The organism is Bradyrhizobium sp. DN3, from assembly GCF_041357655.1.
In the GTDB taxonomy this organism is placed as follows: domain Bacteria; phylum Pseudomonadota; class Alphaproteobacteria; order Rhizobiales; family Xanthobacteraceae; genus Bradyrhizobium.
Map to the genome: position 1 here is coordinate 97,278 of NZ_JAULLN010000021.1, position 18,739 is coordinate 116,016.

The following is an 18,739-nucleotide window of genomic DNA, read 5'->3' on the forward strand; positions in this document are numbered from 1 at the left end:
CCCGCCCCAGTGCGCAAGTGCGCACAAGGCGGGCGATGACATCGAGAGTGCCGCGTCAATGCGCGTCGCCGCCGCCGGTCATCGCGGCCGGCTTGTTCAGCAACCCGACCAGCAGGCTGAGGCCGAGATAGAACAGCGTCAGCATGAAGAAGGCGTCGCCGAAGCTCATCACCACGGCCTGGCGGTGCACGAGTTGGGAGAGCTGCTTCATCGCCATCAGCGTGGAATCGCCGAGCCCCTGGAATTTCTGCATGAACATGGTCAGGGTTTCGGTCGCGGTCGCGTTGCCCCAGGTCACGCGCTCCTGCAGGCGCGTGATGTGCAGATCGGTGCGATCGTTGAGCACGGTGTTGATGATGGCGAGCCCGACCGCGCCGCCGAGATTGCGCATCAGGTTGAACAGGCCGCTCGCGTTCTTCACCCTGTCAGGCGCCAGCGTGCCGAGCGCGATGTTGTTGGTCGGCACCATCGCGAACATCATGCCGATGCCGCGCAGGATCTGCGGCACCAGCAGCTCGTAGAAATCGTAGTCGCGGGTGATCCAGGTCATCTGGTAGGAGCCGATCGCGAACACGACGAGGCCGAACGCGATCATGTAGCGCATGTCGAACTTCACCATGAGACGGCCGACCAGCGGCGCGACCAGGAACATGGTGATGCCGGAGACGAACATGGTCTCGCCGATCATCAGCGCGCTGTAGCCGCGCACTTCGGCGAGATAGCGCGGATAGATATAGGTCAGGCCGTAGAGGCCGATACCGATGCAGAACTGCAGCAGGCAACCGATCGCGAAGTTGCGGTTGGAGAAGGTGCGCAAATTGACGATCGGCTCGGCCGCCGTGAAGACGCGCCAGAAGAAGGCGATCGCCGAGATCGCGCAGATCCAGGCGCAGATCGCCACCGAGGTGTCCTGCAGCCATTCATATTGCGGACCTTCCTCCAGCACATATTCCAGCGTGCCGAGGAAGCCGGCCATGAACAGCAGGCCCCACCAGTCGAAGCGGTCGAGCAGCTCGAAATGCGGCTCGTCGAAATCGACCAGCGCCAGCACGCCCAAGGTGATGCTGATGCCGGGCACGACGTTGATGAAGAACAGCCAGTTCCACGACATCAGGTCGGTGATGTAGCCGCCGACGGTCGGCCCAATGGTCGGGGCCAGCGTCGCGACGAGACCGATGATGGGACCGACGATGTGGAATTTCGTGCGCGGGAAGACGGTATAGGCCGAGGCGAACACCGTCGGAATCATGCCGGCGCCCAAAAAGCCCTGGAGCGCGCGCCAGAGGATCATCTCCTCGATCGTGGTGGCGAAGCCGCAGAGCAGGCTCGAGAAGGTGAAGCCGGCGGCCGAGATCGCGAACAACAGCCGCGTACCGAAAGCGCGCGACAGAAATCCCGACAGCGGGATCGCGATGACTTCGGCGATCAGATAGGCGGTCTGCACCCAGGACACTTCGCTGGAGCTCGCCGACAGGCCGGCCTGGATCTCGCTCAGGGAGGCCGAGACGATCTGGATGTCCAGGATCGACATGAACATCCCGAACACCATGATGATGAAGGCAAACAGCCGCTTCGGCGCGATGCGCTCCGAAGCGGGATCCGCGATCATGGCAGGTGAAGCGGTGGTGGCGTTGGCCATGGTGTCAGCTCAGATGCAAGCTGCGAGCTCTCTTCACCTCTCCCGCTTGCGGGAGAGGTCGACGCGCTCGCAGAGCGCGGCGGGTGAGGGCTCTATCCTCTTGGGGAGTCTCCCTAGCGGAGGCACCCTCTCCCCTGCCCTCTCCCGCAAGCGGGAGAGGGAGCGCAGCTGCACTCGGAGCTAGAGTGTCGCGAGTCATGAGTGATCAATCCTACTGCGGGTGGATCGCGGTGGGATCGTCGAGATCGACCTCGCTGTCGGCGTCGGCCGCGCCTTTGTTGGTGTCGACGGTGGCGTAGACCGACATGCCGGCGCGGAGCAGGTTCTGCTTCGCCACCGACTTCGGCACGCGGATGCGCACCGGCACGCGCTGCACGATCTTGGTGAAATTGCCGGTGGCATTGTCAGGCGGCAGCAGCGTGAACACCGAGCCTGCGCCCGCCGCGATGCTGTCGACCACGCCCGAGAACTTGCGCATGCCGTAGGCATCGACCTTGATCGTCACCGGCTGGCCGGGACGGATGCGCTTGAGCTGCGTTTCCTTGAAATTGGCGTCGATATAGACATCGTTGAGCGGCACGATGTTGCCGAGGCGCTGGCCGACCGCAACGAAGTCGCCGGCGCTGACCAGGCGATTGGAGAACGTGCCGTCGACCGGCGCGCGCACGGCGGTGAAGCTGAGGTCGCGCTCGGCCTTGGCGAGCGTGGTCTTGAGCTCGGCGAGCTGCGCCTGCGCTTCGGCCTGCTGCGCCTTGGCGACGTCGACATTGCTGACGGCGACGTCGTAGGCGGCCTGCGCAGCCTTGACCGCGGCGGCGCCCTGATCGCGTCCGGCTTCCGAGCTCTCGAACACGGCGCGCGAGGCAAACCCCTTGTTGCTCAGCGCCTGCTGACGCTCATAATCGAGATCGGCGCGCTTGAGGCCCGCCTCAGCCGAGACGAGCTGCGCCTTGGCTTGCGCGACCTGGCTGTCGAGCGCGGCGACCTGGCGGCCGATGCGATCGATCGTCGCCTGCTGGGTCGTAATCTTGGTCGCGGCGGCATCGACCGCGATCTTGTAGTCGCCGTCGTCGATGCGGAAGACGACGTCGCCGGCGCGAACCGGCGTGTTATCGCCGGCGAGTATCGAGGAGATGTGACCGGCGACGCGCGCGCCGAGCATGGTGTTGTTGGCGCGGACATAGGCATCGTCGGTGGAGATGTAGAAGCGGCCGACCAGCGTGTAGTAGCCGGCATAGCTCGCGACCGCGAGCGCCAGCAGCAAGCCGACGCCCATCAGGACGAATTTGCGCTTGCCGGATCTGGGCGCGCCGGCAGCGGCGCTATCGGCAGGTACAGCCGGGGCCGCCCTGTCGGGTGCGGGCTTCTCGGCCACCTCGGCGGTGCGGCGCTTGGTTTCCTCGGCCACATGAGCGCGCAATTGCTCGGCCAGGACGGCGGGTTTCTCGGTCGCAGCGTCACCGCCCGTCTGCTCGTCCACCGCTTCCTGGCGAAGAACGCGCGCAGCCTGGTCTCTCGATACGGCCATAAAGGCCTCCCCAAAAAAGCGCGACCAAGGGCAGGCCGTCGTGCGGCCTGTTCCCTCCCGCTCACCTCAAATACCATTGACCGAACCGTTCGGTCAATATACATAATATTCCCGTCCGGGACCCTACGGGCCCGAATCCTTATATTTGCGTTTCATGGTGTCAGACCCGATCCAAAACCTTCCGAGACCCTAAACCAATGGTTGTAGCTGCCAGCGAACATCTGCACGTCGTCCACGAGGAGGACAGCTCCAAGCGCCGCCAGATCCTGGACGGTGCCCGCAAGGTGTTCATGGCGCTCGGTTTCGACGGGGCCAGCATGGGCGAGATCGCGCGCGCCGCGCAGGTCTCAAAGGGCACGCTCTATGTCTACTTCGCCGACAAATGCGCGCTGTTCGAAGCCATCCTCGAAGAGGAGGCGCTCCAGCACGGCCAGGTCGTGTTCAATTTCGATCCCGCGCGCGATGCCGAAACCACGCTGAAGGAGTTCGGCCGGGCCTACATCCATCTGCTCTGCCGCCCCGGCGGCGGATCGGCGATCCGCACCGTGATGGCGATCGCCGAGCGCATGCCCGATGTCGGCCGCCGCTACTATGGGCGGGTACTGGACAAGACCATCAACCGCCTCTCCGAGTATCTCAGAGCCCATGTCGCCTCCGGTGATCTCGCGATCGACGACTGCGATCTTGCTGCCTCGCAATTCATGGAACTCTGCAAGGCTTCACTGTTCCTGCCCTTCGTCTTCCAGGCCGCGTCTGCGCCATCGGAACAACGGATGACCGAGGTGGTCAACAGCGCAACGCGGATGTTCCTGGCGGCGTACCGGAAGTAACGGCAAGCAGGCCGCGCGTTGCGCAGGCCGGCGCCGCGGCCCTATATTGCGACCATGTCTCGTGATCTTCGCCCGCCGGTCGATATCCTCCATTATGAGATCGTCCAGGAACAGGCCTCGGCGCTTGGACGGATGGGTCGCGCGCTCGAACAGACGCTGACGCGTCTGCGCGAGTTCGACGCCGCCCACGCACTCTCGGAGACGCCGGCCTCGCTGCAACCGGCGAGGCGCAGGCTGGTCGCGGAAGCCGGCCAGGCGCTCTGGATGTTCGTGGTGCAACGGGAGGCGTCCGGCTTGCGTGACAGCCGCCATATCATGCGGACCTACAACGTCCCCGGCGAGGTGCAGCAGTGCATGGGGCTGGTCCCCGTACCGTTGAAGCCGGCGTCGACGTGAGTTGCTGAGCCGTCGAGCTACGCCCCATCGTAGCCCGCATGGAGCGAAGCGGAATGCGGGGATACCTGTCCCGGATTGCGCTTCATCCGGCTACAGGGTTTTGCAAGCCTCAATCGTCGGCGTACTCGTCCTCTTCGCGCTTGTGCGCGGTGCTCTTGCGGCCGAGCGAACCAGTCACGGAAGGATCACGCGCGTTCGCATACGGACTGCGTGACTGCGCACGCGCGGCGACCTCTTCGCCGGCGACGGCGGCGGGCTGGCAGATCAGGCGACGGCTGGCGCGGCGCATCAGGTCGACGTGGATGTGATCGTAGTGATAGACGTTGGAGCCCGGCGCGAGCACCGTGGTGAAATGCGCGCAGGCGCCGGACTGCACGTCGCGCAAAAACCCCTGCTCTTCCGGCATGCCGCGCCAGCCGTCCTTCACGGTGACGCGGCGGCCGTCGGCGAGCACGAAGGCGGATATGTCGAGCGCATTGCCGAAGGCGTGCTCGGAGATGTGGGCGCGCGAGTTGCCGTTCATGCCGCGGCAGGAATAGGCTGAGATCTGCTTGATCTCGGCGACGCGGACGCCGAACCAGCGCATGGCCGAGGGCTGCACGGTGTCGGCGAGCCAGCGGTCGAGCTCGGACACGATCGGACAGGCCAGCGTCGCAGTCGGCTTGATCGCAACGGGACCGACGGCGGTGACGGGATTACCCTGCGCCGGGCCAAGACGCGGCAGCGGCTGCTGCGCGGGCGCCTGCGAGTAAGGTGCCGGACCGGCCGGCCGCGCCGGATAGCTCGGCGCATTCATGTAGCGCGCGGCACCCGCCGCATCAGTGCCCTCGGGAGGCAGGTCGATCTCGTCTTCCTGCGGCGCCACGCCGGGCGCGTTCAGCGACATCGGACCGGTTGAGCTGCCATAGCCGGAAGGCTGTTGCACGGCGCTCTCGGGGTAATTCGATCGCTGCGGATAGGAGGAGGCAGGATAATTCTGGCTCTGCGGATAATTCGATCGCGGCTGCGTCACCGGCCAGCGCGGCTGGTTGCCGATGTTCGCCGGCGGACGCAGTTCCTCGTCGGCAAAGCCGTAGCTGCTGGAGGCTTCGCCGATGGCGGCGACCTTGAGCGGAAATTCGGCGCCGCACTGGCCGGGGCCGGAGATCGGGTCGATGCGGACGATGTCCGCACTCTCCTTGACCGCCCCCGATTTCAGGCACGCCGCTTCCGCCTCGGCCCGCCACGGTTCGCGTTCGGCCTGAAAGAAGCCGCGACCGCAACCCGCTAGCGAAACAAGGACGATGGAGCCGACGAGATACAAACGAACTCCGCGCGTCATGAACGCACGTTCGGCGAATTTACTTAAAGACTCTTCAACGTGTCGATTTCAGCCTTCTTTAACCATGCCGGCCCGCGCGCGCCGAAATGCTGCAAGGACTGAGCGACAGCAAAGCTGCCTTTTTCGGCAAGAGACTTTCTGTTAACCATAAAGCTCGCGCCCAAGGCGGCGCGACAGCGGGACCGATCTCATGACGTTCGCCGACAGATTGAGCATTATCACCGCGTACCTCGCCATGGCCTTCGTCGGCGCCATCGTGCTCGGCATGATTTAGCGGCTCAAACGTAAGACGGTGTCTCTCCTCCCTTCTCCCCTTGTGGGAGAAGGTGGCGCGAAGCGCCGGATGAGGGGTCTCTATCCTCGCGCGCTTCTGGTGGAGACAGACCCCTCACCCCAGTGAGCCCGCGTCGACCAGCGGAGCTGCCCTCTCCCACAAGGGGCGAGGGCACAACAATGCGCATCTCTCGATGAGCTACGACCGCGTACCCCACTGCTGCGACGTCGTGACCACCTTCTCCTGCCGCTCCTCAACACGCGTCCAGTCGTTGCCGGAGCAGAAGAAGCGGCCGAGCGCACAGGCTTCGACGTGCAGCTTGCCGGAGCTCTTCAGCGTCATCGTCGCGTAATAGGTGTTGCCGCTGGAGCGGCTATAGATGCTGCCGGTCCAGGCGTCGTGCGATTTCGGCTTCATGTTGACGAGAACGCTCTCGCCTCGGTTTGAGGCCTCGCTCAGCGCGTAACCGCACAGTGCCGGTCCGCAGCGCTCGATGCGAACGGTGCCGTTGGCGCCAGCGCTCTCCCACTCACCGAGCGGCGTATAGCCCTCGTCGTCGCTGCGCTGTGCGACTGTTGCGGTCTGCTTGATGTCGGGCCTCGGGACGATGACCGGCGGCGCGACGCGCGGCGGATCGAGCGCAACAATCTTCGGCGGGTCTACGCGCTGCAAATCAACCCGCGGCGGATTGAGGCCCGCCCCCTCGAGTTTTGGCGCCGGCGGCAACACAACGGGCTGCGACGTCGTCGCGGCAAGGACGGGAGGCGCTTGTGGCGGCACGACCACAGTCGCTTGTGGCGGCCGGACCGGCGCCGCCGGACAAACCGGGTGCGGTGCCTGGACCATCGGCGCGGGCGCCGGCTGCGAGGCAGGTGTTGTGCTGACGTCTTCTATCGGCCGGAGGCTGCGACTGGACACCGAAACACAGGAAGCAGATCGGCAATTGCGCGGTGCCTCGACATGAAGCCGGTGGCCGCCGATCGAAAACGAATAGGAACCGGCCTGGGCGGCGGGCGCAATCGCCATCAAGGCGATCAATGTGCCAAGCGAAGTCGCAAGCCGCTGCATCGAGGCCTCCCTCCGTGTCGCGGCGACGTTACCCGGATGAAGATTGGCCCGAATGTGCGCCGGCTCACGCAAGCGGCCGCAAGCCGGCGTGACGTTTGTCACGGAAGAAGGGACCGCCCCGGCGTAGGGTCGAACCACGCTCAGTCACCAGCGACATCAGTCCATACCGGGACCAGGCCATTTTCGGAGGTTGTCATGAACAAGCTGGCCATCGCCACCACGGCGCTCTTCCTCGCTTCGACCGCCGCCGCGCATGCCGGCAATTCGATCTCGTTCCAGATCGAAGGCCAGCACATCCGCATCGAGACGCCGCGCAACTGCGCCTCGCTCAATTGCGTGACCATCGTCGCGCCGGGCCTGTCGGACAGGCCGATCAAGCTGAACAACATCAACCTCAAGGGCCTTGGCGGCTCCAACGACGATGACGTCGACACCACGCCGGCTCCGGCGAACACGACTGCACAGCCCGCGCCGACTCCGGTGCAGCAGCCCGTGCCGCAGGCGCCGGTCCAGGCGGCTGCGCCCGCCATTGCCGCCCCCACAGCCCCCGCCGCGAGCGTTGCCGCCGCTCCGTCCGTCGGCGTCGACAATACGCAGCCTGCGCCTGTTACCGCGCCTGCTCCCGTTACCGCGCCCGCTCCCGTCGCTGCGGCTCCCGCGCCGGCCCCGGCGCCGGTTGCGGCGGCGACTGTGGCGGCACCGAACTCGCCGATCGGCGTGTGGGCGACCGAAGAGAACAAGGGCAATGTCCGTGTCGAGCAGTGCGGTCCCAATCTCTGTGGTTACGCCGAGAAGACCAACGCGCGTATCCTGATCAACATGAAGCCCGAGGGCTCGAAATGGAGTGGCCGCATCCACGATCCCGACTCCGGCCGCAATTACGACTCGACCATCGCGATGAAGGGCCCGAATGCGATGCGCGTGCAGGGCTGCGCCTTCGGCGGCATGTTCTGCGGCGGCCAGACCTGGAAGCGCGTGAGCTGACACTGAAGGCGTCACATCGACAGGCAAGCACAAGTCATCGTCATGCCCGGGCTTGTCCCGGGCATCCACGTTCTTCGAACCGCGCGCCAGCACGTGGATGGCCGGGACAAGCCCGGCCATGACGGTGAGGAGATGCCGGAGCCCATAACACTGGCATTGCTCGCGACCTGGTCTTGTGGACACGACGTTCGAGCATTCGCTCCCCCCTGCCACACATGTTCATCCGCCATTCAGCTGCCCCCGGCTGAAATCCGCAGCTCTCACCTCGCGTTCTCACCGGGATCTCCTCGTGACTTCATTGGCAGCCTGGCGCCGCTTCGTGTTTGCGCTCGCCCTGCTGGCCTTGCCGCTGGCCGGCGCGAGCGTGACGTTCGCAGCCGACTCGATCGAGTTTGCGCAGGCGCAGCCGCAAGCACAGCCGATACCCGCACCCTCCCCGACGCCGTCGGCCTCATCTAGCCCCGCGACAGACGCGCAGCCCGCCGCCGTCGAGCCGATCGGCAACGTCGCGACCGTGACGGGGATCGCGACCGTGATCCGCGACAAGAACTCGTATCCGCTGCGCGTGCGCGACGACATCTATCTCAACGACGTCGTGCAGACCTCGTCGAACTCCTCGCTCGGCATCACCTTCAACGACGCCACCACGTTCAACCTCTCGGCCAGCGCCAGGATCACCATCGACAATTACGTCTATGAGGACGGCGGCAAGCAGAACGCCGCGATCTTCGACGTCGGCAAGGGCACGGTGGCTTTCGTTGCCGCAGCGGTGGCGAAGACCGGCGACATGAAGATCACGACGCCGACCGCGACGCTCGGCATCCGCGGCACCACCGGCGTCGTCGATGTGCCGGAAGGCGCGGCGGCGAACAGGTCGAGCAATGTCAACATCAAGCTCTATCCCGACGCAGACGGCCGGGTCGGGCACATCGACGTCGATGACCGCACAAGCGGCACGCGGCTCGGCGCGCTGACGCAAGCAGCGAGCGGCTTTGCGATCCGGCCGGGTGCAGGCGGCGCGGGCGGCGTCATGCGCTTTGCCGCGGTGCCGATCACGATTCCGCCGCAGCAGATCGCGCGCGACCGCGGCTTCGTCAGCCAGGTGCATCTGGCGCAGACCACGGGCCGGCAGATCGTCACCGAGCAGCGCGACTTCCGCCGCGCCAATCCCGGTGCGCTCAGCCGCATTCCGCGACCGCTCCAGCTGCAACAGCAGCAATTGCGGCCGACCACGCCGCCAAGCCAGCAGCCGCAGAGGCCGAACGGCCAGCCCGGCCAGAACAACCGTCCGGGTCAGCAGCAACCGGGCACACCGGGCCGGCAAGGCGCGCAGCCACCGCAGCGGCAGGGCCAAGGCGGCGCCGTGCAGCCGGGCTCACCGCGCGCGGGTCAGGGGCAACAGCAGCGACAAGGCGAGCAGAAACAGGGACCGCAACATCAAGGCCAGCAAGGCGCGGGGCGGCCGCCAGGAGCGCCACGCACTGGGCAAGGCGCCCAGCCCGGTGGCGTACAGCAGCAGCAGCCGCAAGCACCGCGCACGGGACTACGACCTGGCCAGCCAGCACAGCCACCTGCGGCCCAACAGCCAGGCGGGATCCAACGTCAAGGCGGCTTCCAGCAGCGCCTCCCTGGCGCGCAACGCCCCACAGCGCCGCGCAAACCGGCGCCGAAGGAGAAGGAGCGGCGGTGACTCTTCCTTCTCCCCTTCGTGTGCGCGAAGCTGCATCGTCAGCGCGACGGCGGTTCTGAGGAAATCGTGCGAAAGAAGCCCGCTCCGCCGCCTCCCCGTCATTGCGAGGAGCCCTTGCGACGAACAATCCAGAGTCCCGCCGCGGAAAGATCCTGGATTGCTTCGCTGCGCTCGCAATGACGACTTGGAAGGAGCTGGCGTTACCGCACTAACTTGCAGATGCCGTTTTGCTCAGCACGCGGCACGCGCTCATGCATCGCCGCGGAGCCATGCCTTCACCTTCTGCAACAAACCATGCCGCAATTCATCGACCGAGGCGGCTTCGGCCGGCGTCAGCGTCTGCAGGGCCGCATCGATGTCATCGGTCGCCGGCCGTGTCGGCTCGGGCGGCGGCGAGGACATAACACCAGCCGCCGCCAGCGCGATCGGGCCAATCTGCGTCAGGAACGCGCGCTCATACTCGCGTGACAGCCGCGCGATCGCATCGTCCAGCGTCAGCCAGTCGACCGCCTTGATGTCATTCATCAGTTTGCGGACCGGCCCACCGTCAGCCTCCATCCGCCAGAAATGCACGACCTTGGAGCGCCCGCCGGACTGATAAACGAGCGTGCCCAGAAATTCGCGCACGGCTACATCGTGGCCGGTCTCCTCCAGCACCTCGCGGTGCGCGGCTTCCTTGGGCGTCTCGCCGTCGTCGAGCTTGCCCTTGGGCAAGACCCATTCATTGCGCTTGCGCTGGCGCACGACTGCAATCAGCGGCGTCGAACCACGCCGCAGCACGATACCACCCGCCGCCATCACCGGCGCCCGCGCCATCACCAAATCCGTATCGGTCGAACCGCCCCGCTGACGATATAGGCCGCGGGCGCGGCGGATTGAAGGCTACTTTCTTTTCAGCAGCGCTTGACCTGCACGAATGCGCGTGCCCTCGGTGATGCCGTCGCAGAACGTGAAATCGCCGGGCGCCAGGATGATGATGGTCGAGCCGTGCTCGAACCAGCCGAGTTCCTCGCCTTTGGTCACGTTGACGTCGCAGGGGAAATTGACCGGCCCGCGGGTCTGCGCGTTCAGCACCATGTTGAGAAAGTGCAGGCGGATGCTCGCGACCAGGATCGCCGCCACCGGCACCAGCGTCACGGCTTCGCCAGTCGACAAATGCGTGCGGATCACCGCGCGCTCGTTCTTGCAGAACAGCCGCTCGACCCGCTTCAAGGCGATCGGGTTGACGTTCCAGACGTCGCCATGGATCAGCGTGACACGCTCGATATGCGCGTCATAGGGCGCGTGGAAACGGTGATACATGCTCGAGGTCAGCCGCAGCGTGACGAAACTTCCGTTGCGGTGCTGGTCGACGAGCGCGGAATCGCCGACGAGGTCAAGCAGCGAATAAGGCGCGCCCTTGACCTGAAACAGCTCGGTGTCGGCGATCCGGCCATGGGCGCCGACAATGCCGTCCGAGGGGCTGGCGACAATGGAAGCGTCCGGATCAAAGGGACGCAGGCCTGGCTTGAGCTCCCGGGTGAAGCAGTCGTGCAGACTCCGAAAGTGGGTTTTGCGCGCCTCCGACAGATCGAGGTCGGAGAACAGCTTCCACAGCGCGATCGAGAAGTCCCGCACCAGCGGGTTCTCGACCTTGGAGAACCAGCCCATGAAGCGGGTCAGCGCCGCACGCGGGATACGGTTGGTCAACAGGAAGTTGAGGTCTTCCTGCTGGGTGAAAGAGGCGATGAGGGCTTTGACTGTCATGAATCTGTCAGCTCGCAGTATTAGCGCTTGTTGTCATGGAAACGACACTCCCGATTCTCTCGATGTCCGTGGCCGCCGCAGCGTCCGCTGCCGCCGCCTTCCCGAAGCTCAAGGCGCGCATCGAGCTCTCCCGCGCCAAGCACCGCTCGCTCGCGGGGCACTCCAAGATGTCGCGCCGCGTGGCGCGGCTGCTCCCGTTCTACGAGTTCGAGGGCGACAAGTACTTCGGCTGCGACGGCGCGCCTGCCAACGTCGTGGCTCAGCGCCAGGACGCCTTCTTCCGCCTCGCCAAGCTTTACGCCGAGCGCTACCCCAAGGGCCGCGCGATGACGAAGGAAGCGGCGGAGACGATCTCCGACCTGAACTTCACCGAGAGCTATCGCGTGCCGTTCCAGTTCTCGCGCCTCGTCCGCGAGCATCTGGGCACCTCGACCTTCATGGAATCCTCCAGCGGCGTCACCGTCACGGATGTCGATGGCAACATCTCCTACGACCTCACGGGGTCCTACGGCGTCAACATCTTCGGCAATGACTTCTACAAGGAGTGCATCGAGGGCTCCGAGAAGCGCGCGCATGCGCTCGGACCGGTGCTCGGCCCCTACCATCCCGTCATCCTCGAGAACGTGCAGCGGCTCTGCCAGATCTCCGGCCTCGACGAGGTCTCGTTCCACATGTCCGGCACCGAAGCGGTGATGCAGGCGGTGCGACTCGCGCGCTACCACACCAAGCGCACGCATCTCGTTCGCTTCGCCGGCGCCTATCACGGCTGGTGGGGCGACGTGCAGCCCGGCGTCGGCAATCCTATCCCTGCGCACGAGACCTACACCCTCGCCGAGATGTCGGAGAAGACGCTGCACGTGCTGCGGACGCGCAAGGACATCGCCTGCGTGCTGGTCAACCCGCTCCAGGGCCTGCATCCGAACGCCAATGCGCCCGGCGATTCCTCCCTGGTCGATTCCTCCCGCGGCGGCGATTTCGATCGCGCGGCATATACGGAGTGGCTGAAAAAGCTGCGCGAAGTCTGCACCGAACGTGGCATCGTGCTGATCTTCGACGAGGTGTTCGTCGGCTTCCGTCTCGCCGCCGGCGGCGCCCAGGAATATTTCGGCGTACGCGCCGACATGGTGACCTACGGCAAGAGCCTCGCTGGCGGCCTGCCGGTCGGCGTGGTCTGCGGCAAACGCGAGTTGATGCGCCGCTTCCGCGACGATCGCCCCGCCGACATCTGCTTTGCCCGCGGCACCTTCAACTCGCATCCTTACGTCATGACGGCGATGGACGAGTTCTTGAGCCGTCTCGCCAGCCCCAACTTCCGCGCCGTCTATGACGGGCTGGAGGAAACCTGGAACGGCCGCGTCCAGAAGCTCAACCGGATGATGACTGAGGCCGACCTGCCGGTGCGGTTCGCCAACTTCTCGTCGATCTGGACGGTGAAATACACCACGCCGTCCCGCTACAACTGGATGCTGCAATACTACCTGCGTGCCGAGGGTCTGGCGCTGAGCTGGGTCGGCACCGGACGGCTGATCTTCAGCCTCAACTACACCGACGCCGACTTCACCGAGGTCGCCGAGCGCTTCGTCCGCGCGGCCGAAAAAATGAAGGCCGACGGCTTCTGGTGGCACGACGGCGTGCTCACCAACAAGAACATCAAGCGGCAGATCCTGAAAGAGATGCTGGCCAAGCGCTTCGGGCGCTGAGGCCAACACTCCAAGCACATTCACCGTCATTCCAGGGCGAGCTCTCTCCTCCCCCTCTCCCCGCTTGCGGGGAGAGGGTTGGGGTGAGGGGGGCCCTCCGCGAGTGCGGTGAAAGTTGGCGGATAAACCTCTAGCAGTGCCCCCGCGGAGACTCCCCCTCACCCGGATCGCATCTGCGATGCGCTCCGGCCTCTCACCGCGCGCGGGGAGAGGCGAAGGACACACCGCGCTCGCAGCACTCGACACGTGGATGCCCGGGACGAGCCCGGGCATGACGCAACCAATCGACATCGCAGTATTGGATATGCGCAGCGCGCTCAGGCGTGCTGCTCTTCGAGCGTGGGCTCGCCGATGAGGCCCAGCGTGTGCTCGGGGTTGAGGTGCAGGCCGGGGTCCATCAGCTCGCCGCGCATCAGCGCGAGCGGGGCTTTGTGATAGAGCATCAAATCGTGGAACGGGTCGGTCAGGATCTTGGTCATCCAGACGAGGCCGGTCTCGATGTCACGGATGAAGAACAGGTGCACGGTGCGGAACAAGAGGCCACCGCCGCCGACCACGAGCCAGATCTTGGCGACCTGCCGCATGAAATCGGTCGCGCTCGCCCAAGGTGTGAACAGGCCGAACAGCGTGGGATCGGCGACCAGCACCAGCGGCGAGAGCGCCCAGATCGCCATCAGCACCACCTTGCGCTGAAGGTTGTAGCCGACCTTGATCTCTTCCTTGTACTCGTGCGTCGCCTGGTTGATGTGGTCGTAATCGTGCGGCTCGAAGAAGAAGTGACCGGCCTGGCGCGAGGTCATCGAGACCAGCCAGCCGACCAGCCCGGAGACCACGGGATCGATGAACAGCCAGACATAGGCAAAGAGGAAGCTCAGCGCGCTGACGAAGTGCAGGCTCTGATTGATGCGGCTGTGGTGATAGTAGCGATGGTCGTCCCAGCGCTGGATGCGCAGCTGCTCGAGATAATTCTTGATCATGCTCTTCCCCAAAATGCTTTCGGGTACGGGATTTAAAGGGATTCGATGTACGCCGTGTGACATCATCATTTTGTCATGTGACGATGTGCAGCGGCGCGATGACGCACGCGGACGCGTAAGCTCAAGCCGCCTTGGCGACGTCGACCTTGCGGAAGCGCACCAGCGAGAAGTGTCCGAGCGGCGGGATCAGACGACGCTCGGCGAGTTCGATGCCGTGGGCGCCGGCCAGCCATTTGGCGTAACGCGACCAGGCGAACTCGGCGGTGCGGAAGCCGAGCGGACGCACCACCGGCTGGAGCTTCTGCTCGATGAAGCGGCGCATGCCGGTGTCGGCGCTGACGCGGGTGAGGATGATCAGCTCGCCGCCCGGGCGCAGCACGCGGGCGAATTCGTCGAGCGCCTTTTCCGGATTTGGCACGGCGGTGACGACATATTGCGCCATCACCACGTCGAAGGAATTGTCGGGGAATTCGAGCTTCTCGGCATCCATCACCGCGAGACCCTCGACGTTCTTCAGCTTCTGCTCCGTCACGCGGCGACGCGCCTTGTCGAGCATCGCTTCCGAGATGTCGGTGCCGAAGATGCGCAGGTTCGGCGCATAGAGCGGCAGCGAGATGCCAGTACCGACGCCGACCTCGAGCACCCGGCCGCCGATCTTGTTGGTGGCCGCGATCGCCGCCTGCCGGCCCTTGGCGAACACGCCGCCGAACACGAGGTCGTAGACCGGCGCCCAACGGTCATAGGCCTGCTCGACCGTGCCGCGGGTGAGGTCGAGCTGCTGGGTGCCGTCAAGGTTCATGATCTTAGCCATCGATGAGGTTCTCGCTGTGGTTCAAATAAAAGATCAACCGCGCACCGGCCGCCGCGCCATGCGAGGCGAGGCGCGCAAGACGCGACTGGGCTGAAGTGAGGTGAGGTTGCCGACGAACTGGCGCGCGCTGTTCTCCCAGGAGCGTTCCAGCGCGAAATTGCGGCAGGTCTCGCGCGACATCGTGAGCGCGCGCAGGCACGCGTTGCGCAGATCATGGTCGATCGCGCCGATCGGATGATCGGCGATGACGTCCTTCGGGCCCGTCACCGGAAAGGCCGCAACCGGCGTGCCGCAGGCGAGCGCTTCAAGCTGCACCACGCCGAAAGTGTCGGTCAGGCTCGGAAACACGAAGACGTCGGCCGCAGCGAGATGCGCAGTGAGATCCGCCCCCTTCTTCTCGCCGAGGAAGACGGCGCCGGGGTATTTCTTTTCCAGCGCGGCCTTCTGCGGGCCGTCGCCGACGACGACCTTGCTGCCGGGCAGATCGAGCGAAAGGAAGGCTTCGAGATTCTTCTCCACCGCCACGCGCCCCATCGTCATGAAGATCGGGCGCGGCAGGTCGAGTTGAGCCGGACTGTCGGGATGGAACAGCTCGGTGTTAACGCCGCGCGTCCAAAAGCCGAGCCGCTTGAAGCCGCGTTCTGACAGCTCCTGCCGCAGCGAGGGCGTCGCCACCATGGTCATGGCGGCGGCATCGTGGAAGTGGCGCAGCACGGCATAGCCGATGCTCGCGGGGATGCCGGTCCGCACCGAGACATATTCGGGAAAGCGCGTCGTATAGGAGGTGGTGAAGGCGAGCCGGTTACGCCGGCAATAGGCCCGCGCGGCCCAGCCGATCGGGCCCTCGGTCGCGATGTGCAGCGCTTCCGGCGCGGCCTTCTCGATCCGCCGCGCGATCTCCTTACCCGTAGGCAGCGCGATGCGCAGGCCTGGATAGGTCGGCAGCGGCCATGACGGAAAGCCGTCCGGGGTCAGAAAGTCGATCTCGACATCGAGAGCCTTGGCCGCGTTCGCCAGCGAGGTCAGCGTCCGCACCACACCGTTGACCTGCGGATGCCAGGCGTCGGTCGCGATTAATACCCGCATGGGAAAATCCCGAGAGTTTGATGATTCTCGGTTTCCGACCATCAACGAAGGATATTTCAGGCGTATGACGTCACAGAAGTGTCGGCCCACTGTTTTGTTCGTTAACGGGTCCGCGCAGCCACGAAACTGTCATGAAACAATCCTTGCCGCCGTGAAACCGTTTTCGGTTTTCCGCGCAAATGTCCCGAAACGTTTTGCCGTTAAGTGATCTACCCAACGGAGCACCGAAACGGTGCCGCGGTGAGCAAAAACACCGAGCAAACAGGGGCGATCAATGTTCAATCTGGACACGTTCAAGAATTATTCGCGCGCCGTTGCTTTTGGCGCAGTGGCGATCTCCGCATTCGCGTTCGCAGGTGCGGCCAACGCCGCGCCGGTGCAGCTCTTTCCCTTCTTCCAGCCGCTGCCGCCGATGACCGCGCCGCAGCCGCTTCAGCCCTACCAGACCACGCCTTACCAGGCCGCGCCGTCCGAGGATCAGGACGCGGTCGAGATGCCGGCCCGCTTCCGCCGCCAGACCGTTTCCTATGCGACGCGCGAGGCGCCGGGCACCATCATCATCGATACGCCCAACACCTATCTCTATTACGTGCTCGGCAACGGCCAGGCGCTGCGCTACGGCATCGGCGTCGGCCGCGATGGCTTCACCTGGTCCGGCATCCAGTCGGTGAGCCGGAAGGCCGAATGGCCGGCCTGGACTCCGCCGCCGGAAATGATCGCCCGCCAGCCCTATCTGCCGCGCCACATGGCCGGCGGCCCCGGCAATCCGTTGGGAGCCCGCGCCATGTATCTCGGCAGCACCATCTATCGCATCCACGGCACCAACGCGCCCGAGACGATCGGCAAGCACGTCTCCTCCGGCTGCATCCGCATGACCAACGACGACGTCACCGACCTCTACGCCCGCGTCAACGTCGGCACCAAGGTGATCGTGCTGCCGATGACGGAGCGGCGAGCGGAACTCGGAGCTGCGACGCGCTGAGCGACAGGACATTGTGACGCAAACGGCCCCGGAACCCACCGGGGCCGTTTTCGTTTGCCCTCGACATCCCGAAGCGCGCTTGCTGTGGCGCGATCCCCGATGGAGGCGCAGATGCAAGCACGCCTGCAACGTTCGTCAAGCGCCTGGCTGCGCGCGATCGGCACCGGGGCACTGACGCTGCTCCTGTCACCACCACTCCTCTCGTTCGCGCAGCAGCCGGCGAGCGACGACGCGGCCCACCAGGCCTTCAACAATTCCTGCCGCACCTGCCACTCCGTGAAAGAGGGCGACAATCGCCTCGGACCCAATCTCAACAAGATCGTCGGACGCAAGGCCGGCTCGCTGCCGAACTACAATTACTCGTCGTCCATGAAGGAAGCCGGCTTCGTCTGGGACCAGGACAAGCTCACCCGCTTCATGGTCAAGCCGGACGAGGTCGTGTCCGGCCACAAGATGCAGCCCTATGGCGGCATCTCGGCGGAGGAAGCGGCCAAGGTGGTTGCCTATCTACAGGCGGCGGGCGGCTCGCAATAAGAGGCCGGACACACCGCGCCATTTTGGTGTGGCGCATCCTTCGAGACGCTCGCCGTTGGCCAGCGCCTTCAGGATGGCTCGCCCCCGCGCCGTCGTTCCGCAATCAACCGCAGCCACGCCGCGGAATGAAACGCGCTCATCAACAGATACATCGGCACCATGCCAATGAGCGCGGATCCCTGGCCGGCGGAGCAGAGCATGTCCGCCGGACCGCCGCCGAGCACGGCGGTCAGCAGGGCCATGATCGCGAAGGTCGGCGTGGCCGCCAGCCCCAGCCATCTGGCGAGGTGACGCGCGGCCGCGACGCTGTCGCGGTTGACGCTGGCGGCCGCGCTGACGGGAGAGGTCATTTCCTTTCTCCCGCGGCCTCCTCGCGAAAGGCCTTTTCGCCGGCGTCCGAAACCTCGACCCACTTCTTGTCGGGCGCCGCACCTTCCGTGTAGCTGTCGTGCCAATTCCACCATTTATAGGTCGGCGTCTGCGGATAGCCCTTCGGCGAATCCTCCCAGACCTCCTGCCGGCCGAGCGGCGTGATGTCGAGATAGTTCCAGGTACCGCCCATCTGCTCGTCGCCCCGGCTCTTGACGAAATAGGTGCGGAAGACACGGTCGCCGTCACGGTAGAACACGTTGGTCCCGTGCCATTCGTCGACGCCGAAATCGGCGTCGAAGCTGTCGGTGATGGTGACCCAGGGCATGGTCCAGCCCATCCGCTTCTTCAGCCGTGCGATATCGGCCTGCGGCGCGCGCGAAGCGAAGACGAGAGTGGTGTCGCGGGCGTTGAGATGCGCGACATGGGCGACCTGGTCGGCGACCATGGAGCAACCCCGGCAGGCATGATCGGGCCAGCCGAACACCCCCGGCTCGAAGAAGGCGCGGTAGACGATCAATTGCCGCCGGCCCTGAAATAGGTCGACCAGACTGACCTTGCCGCCGGGGCTCTCGAACGCATAGGTTTTGTCCACTGCCATCCACGGCATACGCCGCCGCTCGGCGGCCAGGGCATCGCGGGCACGGGTATGCGCCTTTTCCTTCACGAGCAGTTGCAGACGAGCTGCCTCCCAGTCCTGCGGCGACACCACCGGCGGTGTTTGCATGGCGGAATGTCCAGTATTCCCTGCGTTTTCAACTGATGTCATCATGGCTCTCCAAACCTCTTGCCTGGGCGGTCATT

18 protein-coding genes are annotated in these 18,739 nt (G+C 65.2%); 7 read left to right on the top strand and 11 right to left on the bottom strand.

The window, feature by feature from the left end:
• Positions 1 to 55 precede the first annotated feature (55 nt).
• On the bottom strand, positions 56 to 1,639 hold the full coding sequence (locus AAE027_RS27865; protein ID WP_370989305.1) for a DHA2 family efflux MFS transporter permease subunit: 1,584 nt from the start codon (positions 1,637 to 1,639) through the stop codon (positions 56 to 58).
• A 211-nt stretch (positions 1,640 to 1,850) separates the two neighbouring features.
• Positions 1,851 to 3,167, bottom strand: a complete 1,317-nt coding sequence (locus tag AAE027_RS27870; RefSeq protein WP_370989304.1) for an HlyD family efflux transporter periplasmic adaptor subunit — start codon at positions 3,165 to 3,167, stop codon at positions 1,851 to 1,853.
• 197 nt (positions 3,168 to 3,364) lie between these two features.
• On the opposite strand from AAE027_RS27870, the gene AAE027_RS27875 reads away from it, so the two are divergent.
• A complete protein-coding gene (locus tag AAE027_RS27875) occupies positions 3,365 to 3,997 on the top strand; it encodes a TetR/AcrR family transcriptional regulator (RefSeq protein ID WP_370989303.1) in 633 nt (210 codons plus the stop codon).
• Positions 3,998 to 4,051: 54 nt separating this feature from the next.
• Positions 4,052 to 4,393, top strand: coding sequence for a DUF6665 family protein (locus AAE027_RS27880; protein ID WP_370989302.1), 342 nt, complete (start codon positions 4,052 to 4,054; stop codon positions 4,391 to 4,393).
• Positions 4,394 to 4,502: 109 nt separating this feature from the next.
• Here the strand turns inward: AAE027_RS27880 and AAE027_RS27885 are convergent, their stop codons facing one another.
• Positions 4,503 to 5,714, bottom strand: a complete 1,212-nt coding sequence (locus AAE027_RS27885; RefSeq protein WP_370989301.1) for an extensin-like domain-containing protein — start codon at positions 5,712 to 5,714, stop codon at positions 4,503 to 4,505.
• Positions 5,715 to 6,186: 472 nt separating this feature from the next.
• The gene (locus AAE027_RS27890) at positions 6,187 to 7,056 is read right to left on the bottom strand and encodes a DUF2147 domain-containing protein (protein ID WP_370989300.1); all 870 of its coding nucleotides are present in this window, start codon (positions 7,054 to 7,056) and stop codon (positions 6,187 to 6,189) included.
• A 195-nt stretch (positions 7,057 to 7,251) separates the two neighbouring features.
• On the opposite strand from AAE027_RS27890, the gene AAE027_RS27895 reads away from it, so the two are divergent.
• Positions 7,252 to 8,040 (top strand): DUF2147 domain-containing protein, encoded by a 789-nt coding sequence (locus AAE027_RS27895; protein WP_370989299.1) that lies wholly within the window; start codon positions 7,252 to 7,254, stop codon positions 8,038 to 8,040.
• Positions 8,041 to 8,338: 298 nt separating this feature from the next.
• Complete coding sequence (locus tag AAE027_RS27900) at positions 8,339 to 9,730, top strand: FecR family protein (protein ID WP_370989371.1); 1,392 nt, start codon at positions 8,339 to 8,341, stop codon at positions 9,728 to 9,730.
• A gap of 249 nt (positions 9,731 to 9,979) precedes the next feature.
• On the opposite strand, the gene AAE027_RS27905 is transcribed toward AAE027_RS27900, so the two are convergent.
• On the bottom strand, positions 9,980 to 10,546 hold the full coding sequence (locus AAE027_RS27905) for an NUDIX hydrolase (RefSeq protein WP_370989298.1): 567 nt from the start codon (positions 10,544 to 10,546) through the stop codon (positions 9,980 to 9,982).
• Positions 10,547 to 10,612: 66 nt separating this feature from the next.
• Positions 10,613 to 11,476: an archaetidylserine decarboxylase gene (asd, locus tag AAE027_RS27910; protein WP_370989297.1), complete on the bottom strand. Its 864-nt coding sequence runs from the start codon at positions 11,474 to 11,476 to the stop codon at positions 10,613 to 10,615.
• 35 nt (positions 11,477 to 11,511) lie between these two features.
• Between asd and AAE027_RS27915 the strand changes: the two genes are divergently transcribed.
• Positions 11,512 to 13,176 (top strand): aminotransferase class III-fold pyridoxal phosphate-dependent enzyme, encoded by a 1,665-nt coding sequence (locus AAE027_RS27915; protein WP_370989296.1) that lies wholly within the window; start codon positions 11,512 to 11,514, stop codon positions 13,174 to 13,176.
• A gap of 317 nt (positions 13,177 to 13,493) precedes the next feature.
• Here AAE027_RS27915 and AAE027_RS27920 read toward each other — a convergent pair whose 3' ends face one another.
• The 3 genes from AAE027_RS27920 to AAE027_RS27930 form a co-directional block, all read right to left on the bottom strand.
• A complete protein-coding gene (locus AAE027_RS27920) occupies positions 13,494 to 14,153 on the bottom strand; it encodes a hypothetical protein (protein ID WP_370989295.1) in 660 nt (219 codons plus the stop codon).
• Between the two features lie 121 nt (positions 14,154 to 14,274).
• On the bottom strand, positions 14,275 to 14,964 hold the full coding sequence (locus tag AAE027_RS27925) for a class I SAM-dependent methyltransferase (RefSeq protein ID WP_036003432.1): 690 nt from the start codon (positions 14,962 to 14,964) through the stop codon (positions 14,275 to 14,277).
• 33 nt (positions 14,965 to 14,997) lie between these two features.
• Positions 14,998 to 16,050, bottom strand: a complete 1,053-nt coding sequence (locus AAE027_RS27930; protein WP_370989294.1) for a glycosyltransferase family 4 protein — start codon at positions 16,048 to 16,050, stop codon at positions 14,998 to 15,000.
• Between the two features lie 274 nt (positions 16,051 to 16,324).
• On the opposite strand from AAE027_RS27930, the gene AAE027_RS27935 reads away from it, so the two are divergent.
• Together AAE027_RS27935 and AAE027_RS27940 are read left to right on the top strand one after the other, a co-directional pair.
• Complete coding sequence (locus AAE027_RS27935) at positions 16,325 to 17,032, top strand: L,D-transpeptidase (protein ID WP_370989293.1); 708 nt, start codon at positions 16,325 to 16,327, stop codon at positions 17,030 to 17,032.
• Between the two features lie 111 nt (positions 17,033 to 17,143).
• Positions 17,144 to 17,566, top strand: a complete 423-nt coding sequence (locus tag AAE027_RS27940) for a c-type cytochrome (protein ID WP_370989292.1) — start codon at positions 17,144 to 17,146, stop codon at positions 17,564 to 17,566.
• 68 nt (positions 17,567 to 17,634) lie between these two features.
• Here AAE027_RS27940 and AAE027_RS27945 read toward each other — a convergent pair whose 3' ends face one another.
• Together AAE027_RS27945 and AAE027_RS27950 are read right to left on the bottom strand one after the other, a co-directional pair.
• A complete protein-coding gene (locus AAE027_RS27945) occupies positions 17,635 to 17,916 on the bottom strand; it encodes a hypothetical protein (RefSeq protein WP_370989291.1) in 282 nt (93 codons plus the stop codon).
• Positions 17,913 to 18,707, bottom strand: coding sequence for a DUF899 domain-containing protein (locus tag AAE027_RS27950; protein ID WP_370989290.1), 795 nt, complete (start codon positions 18,705 to 18,707; stop codon positions 17,913 to 17,915). The genes AAE027_RS27945 and AAE027_RS27950 overlap by 4 nt, the downstream gene beginning before the upstream one ends.
• Positions 18,708 to 18,739: the final 32 nt, after the last annotated feature.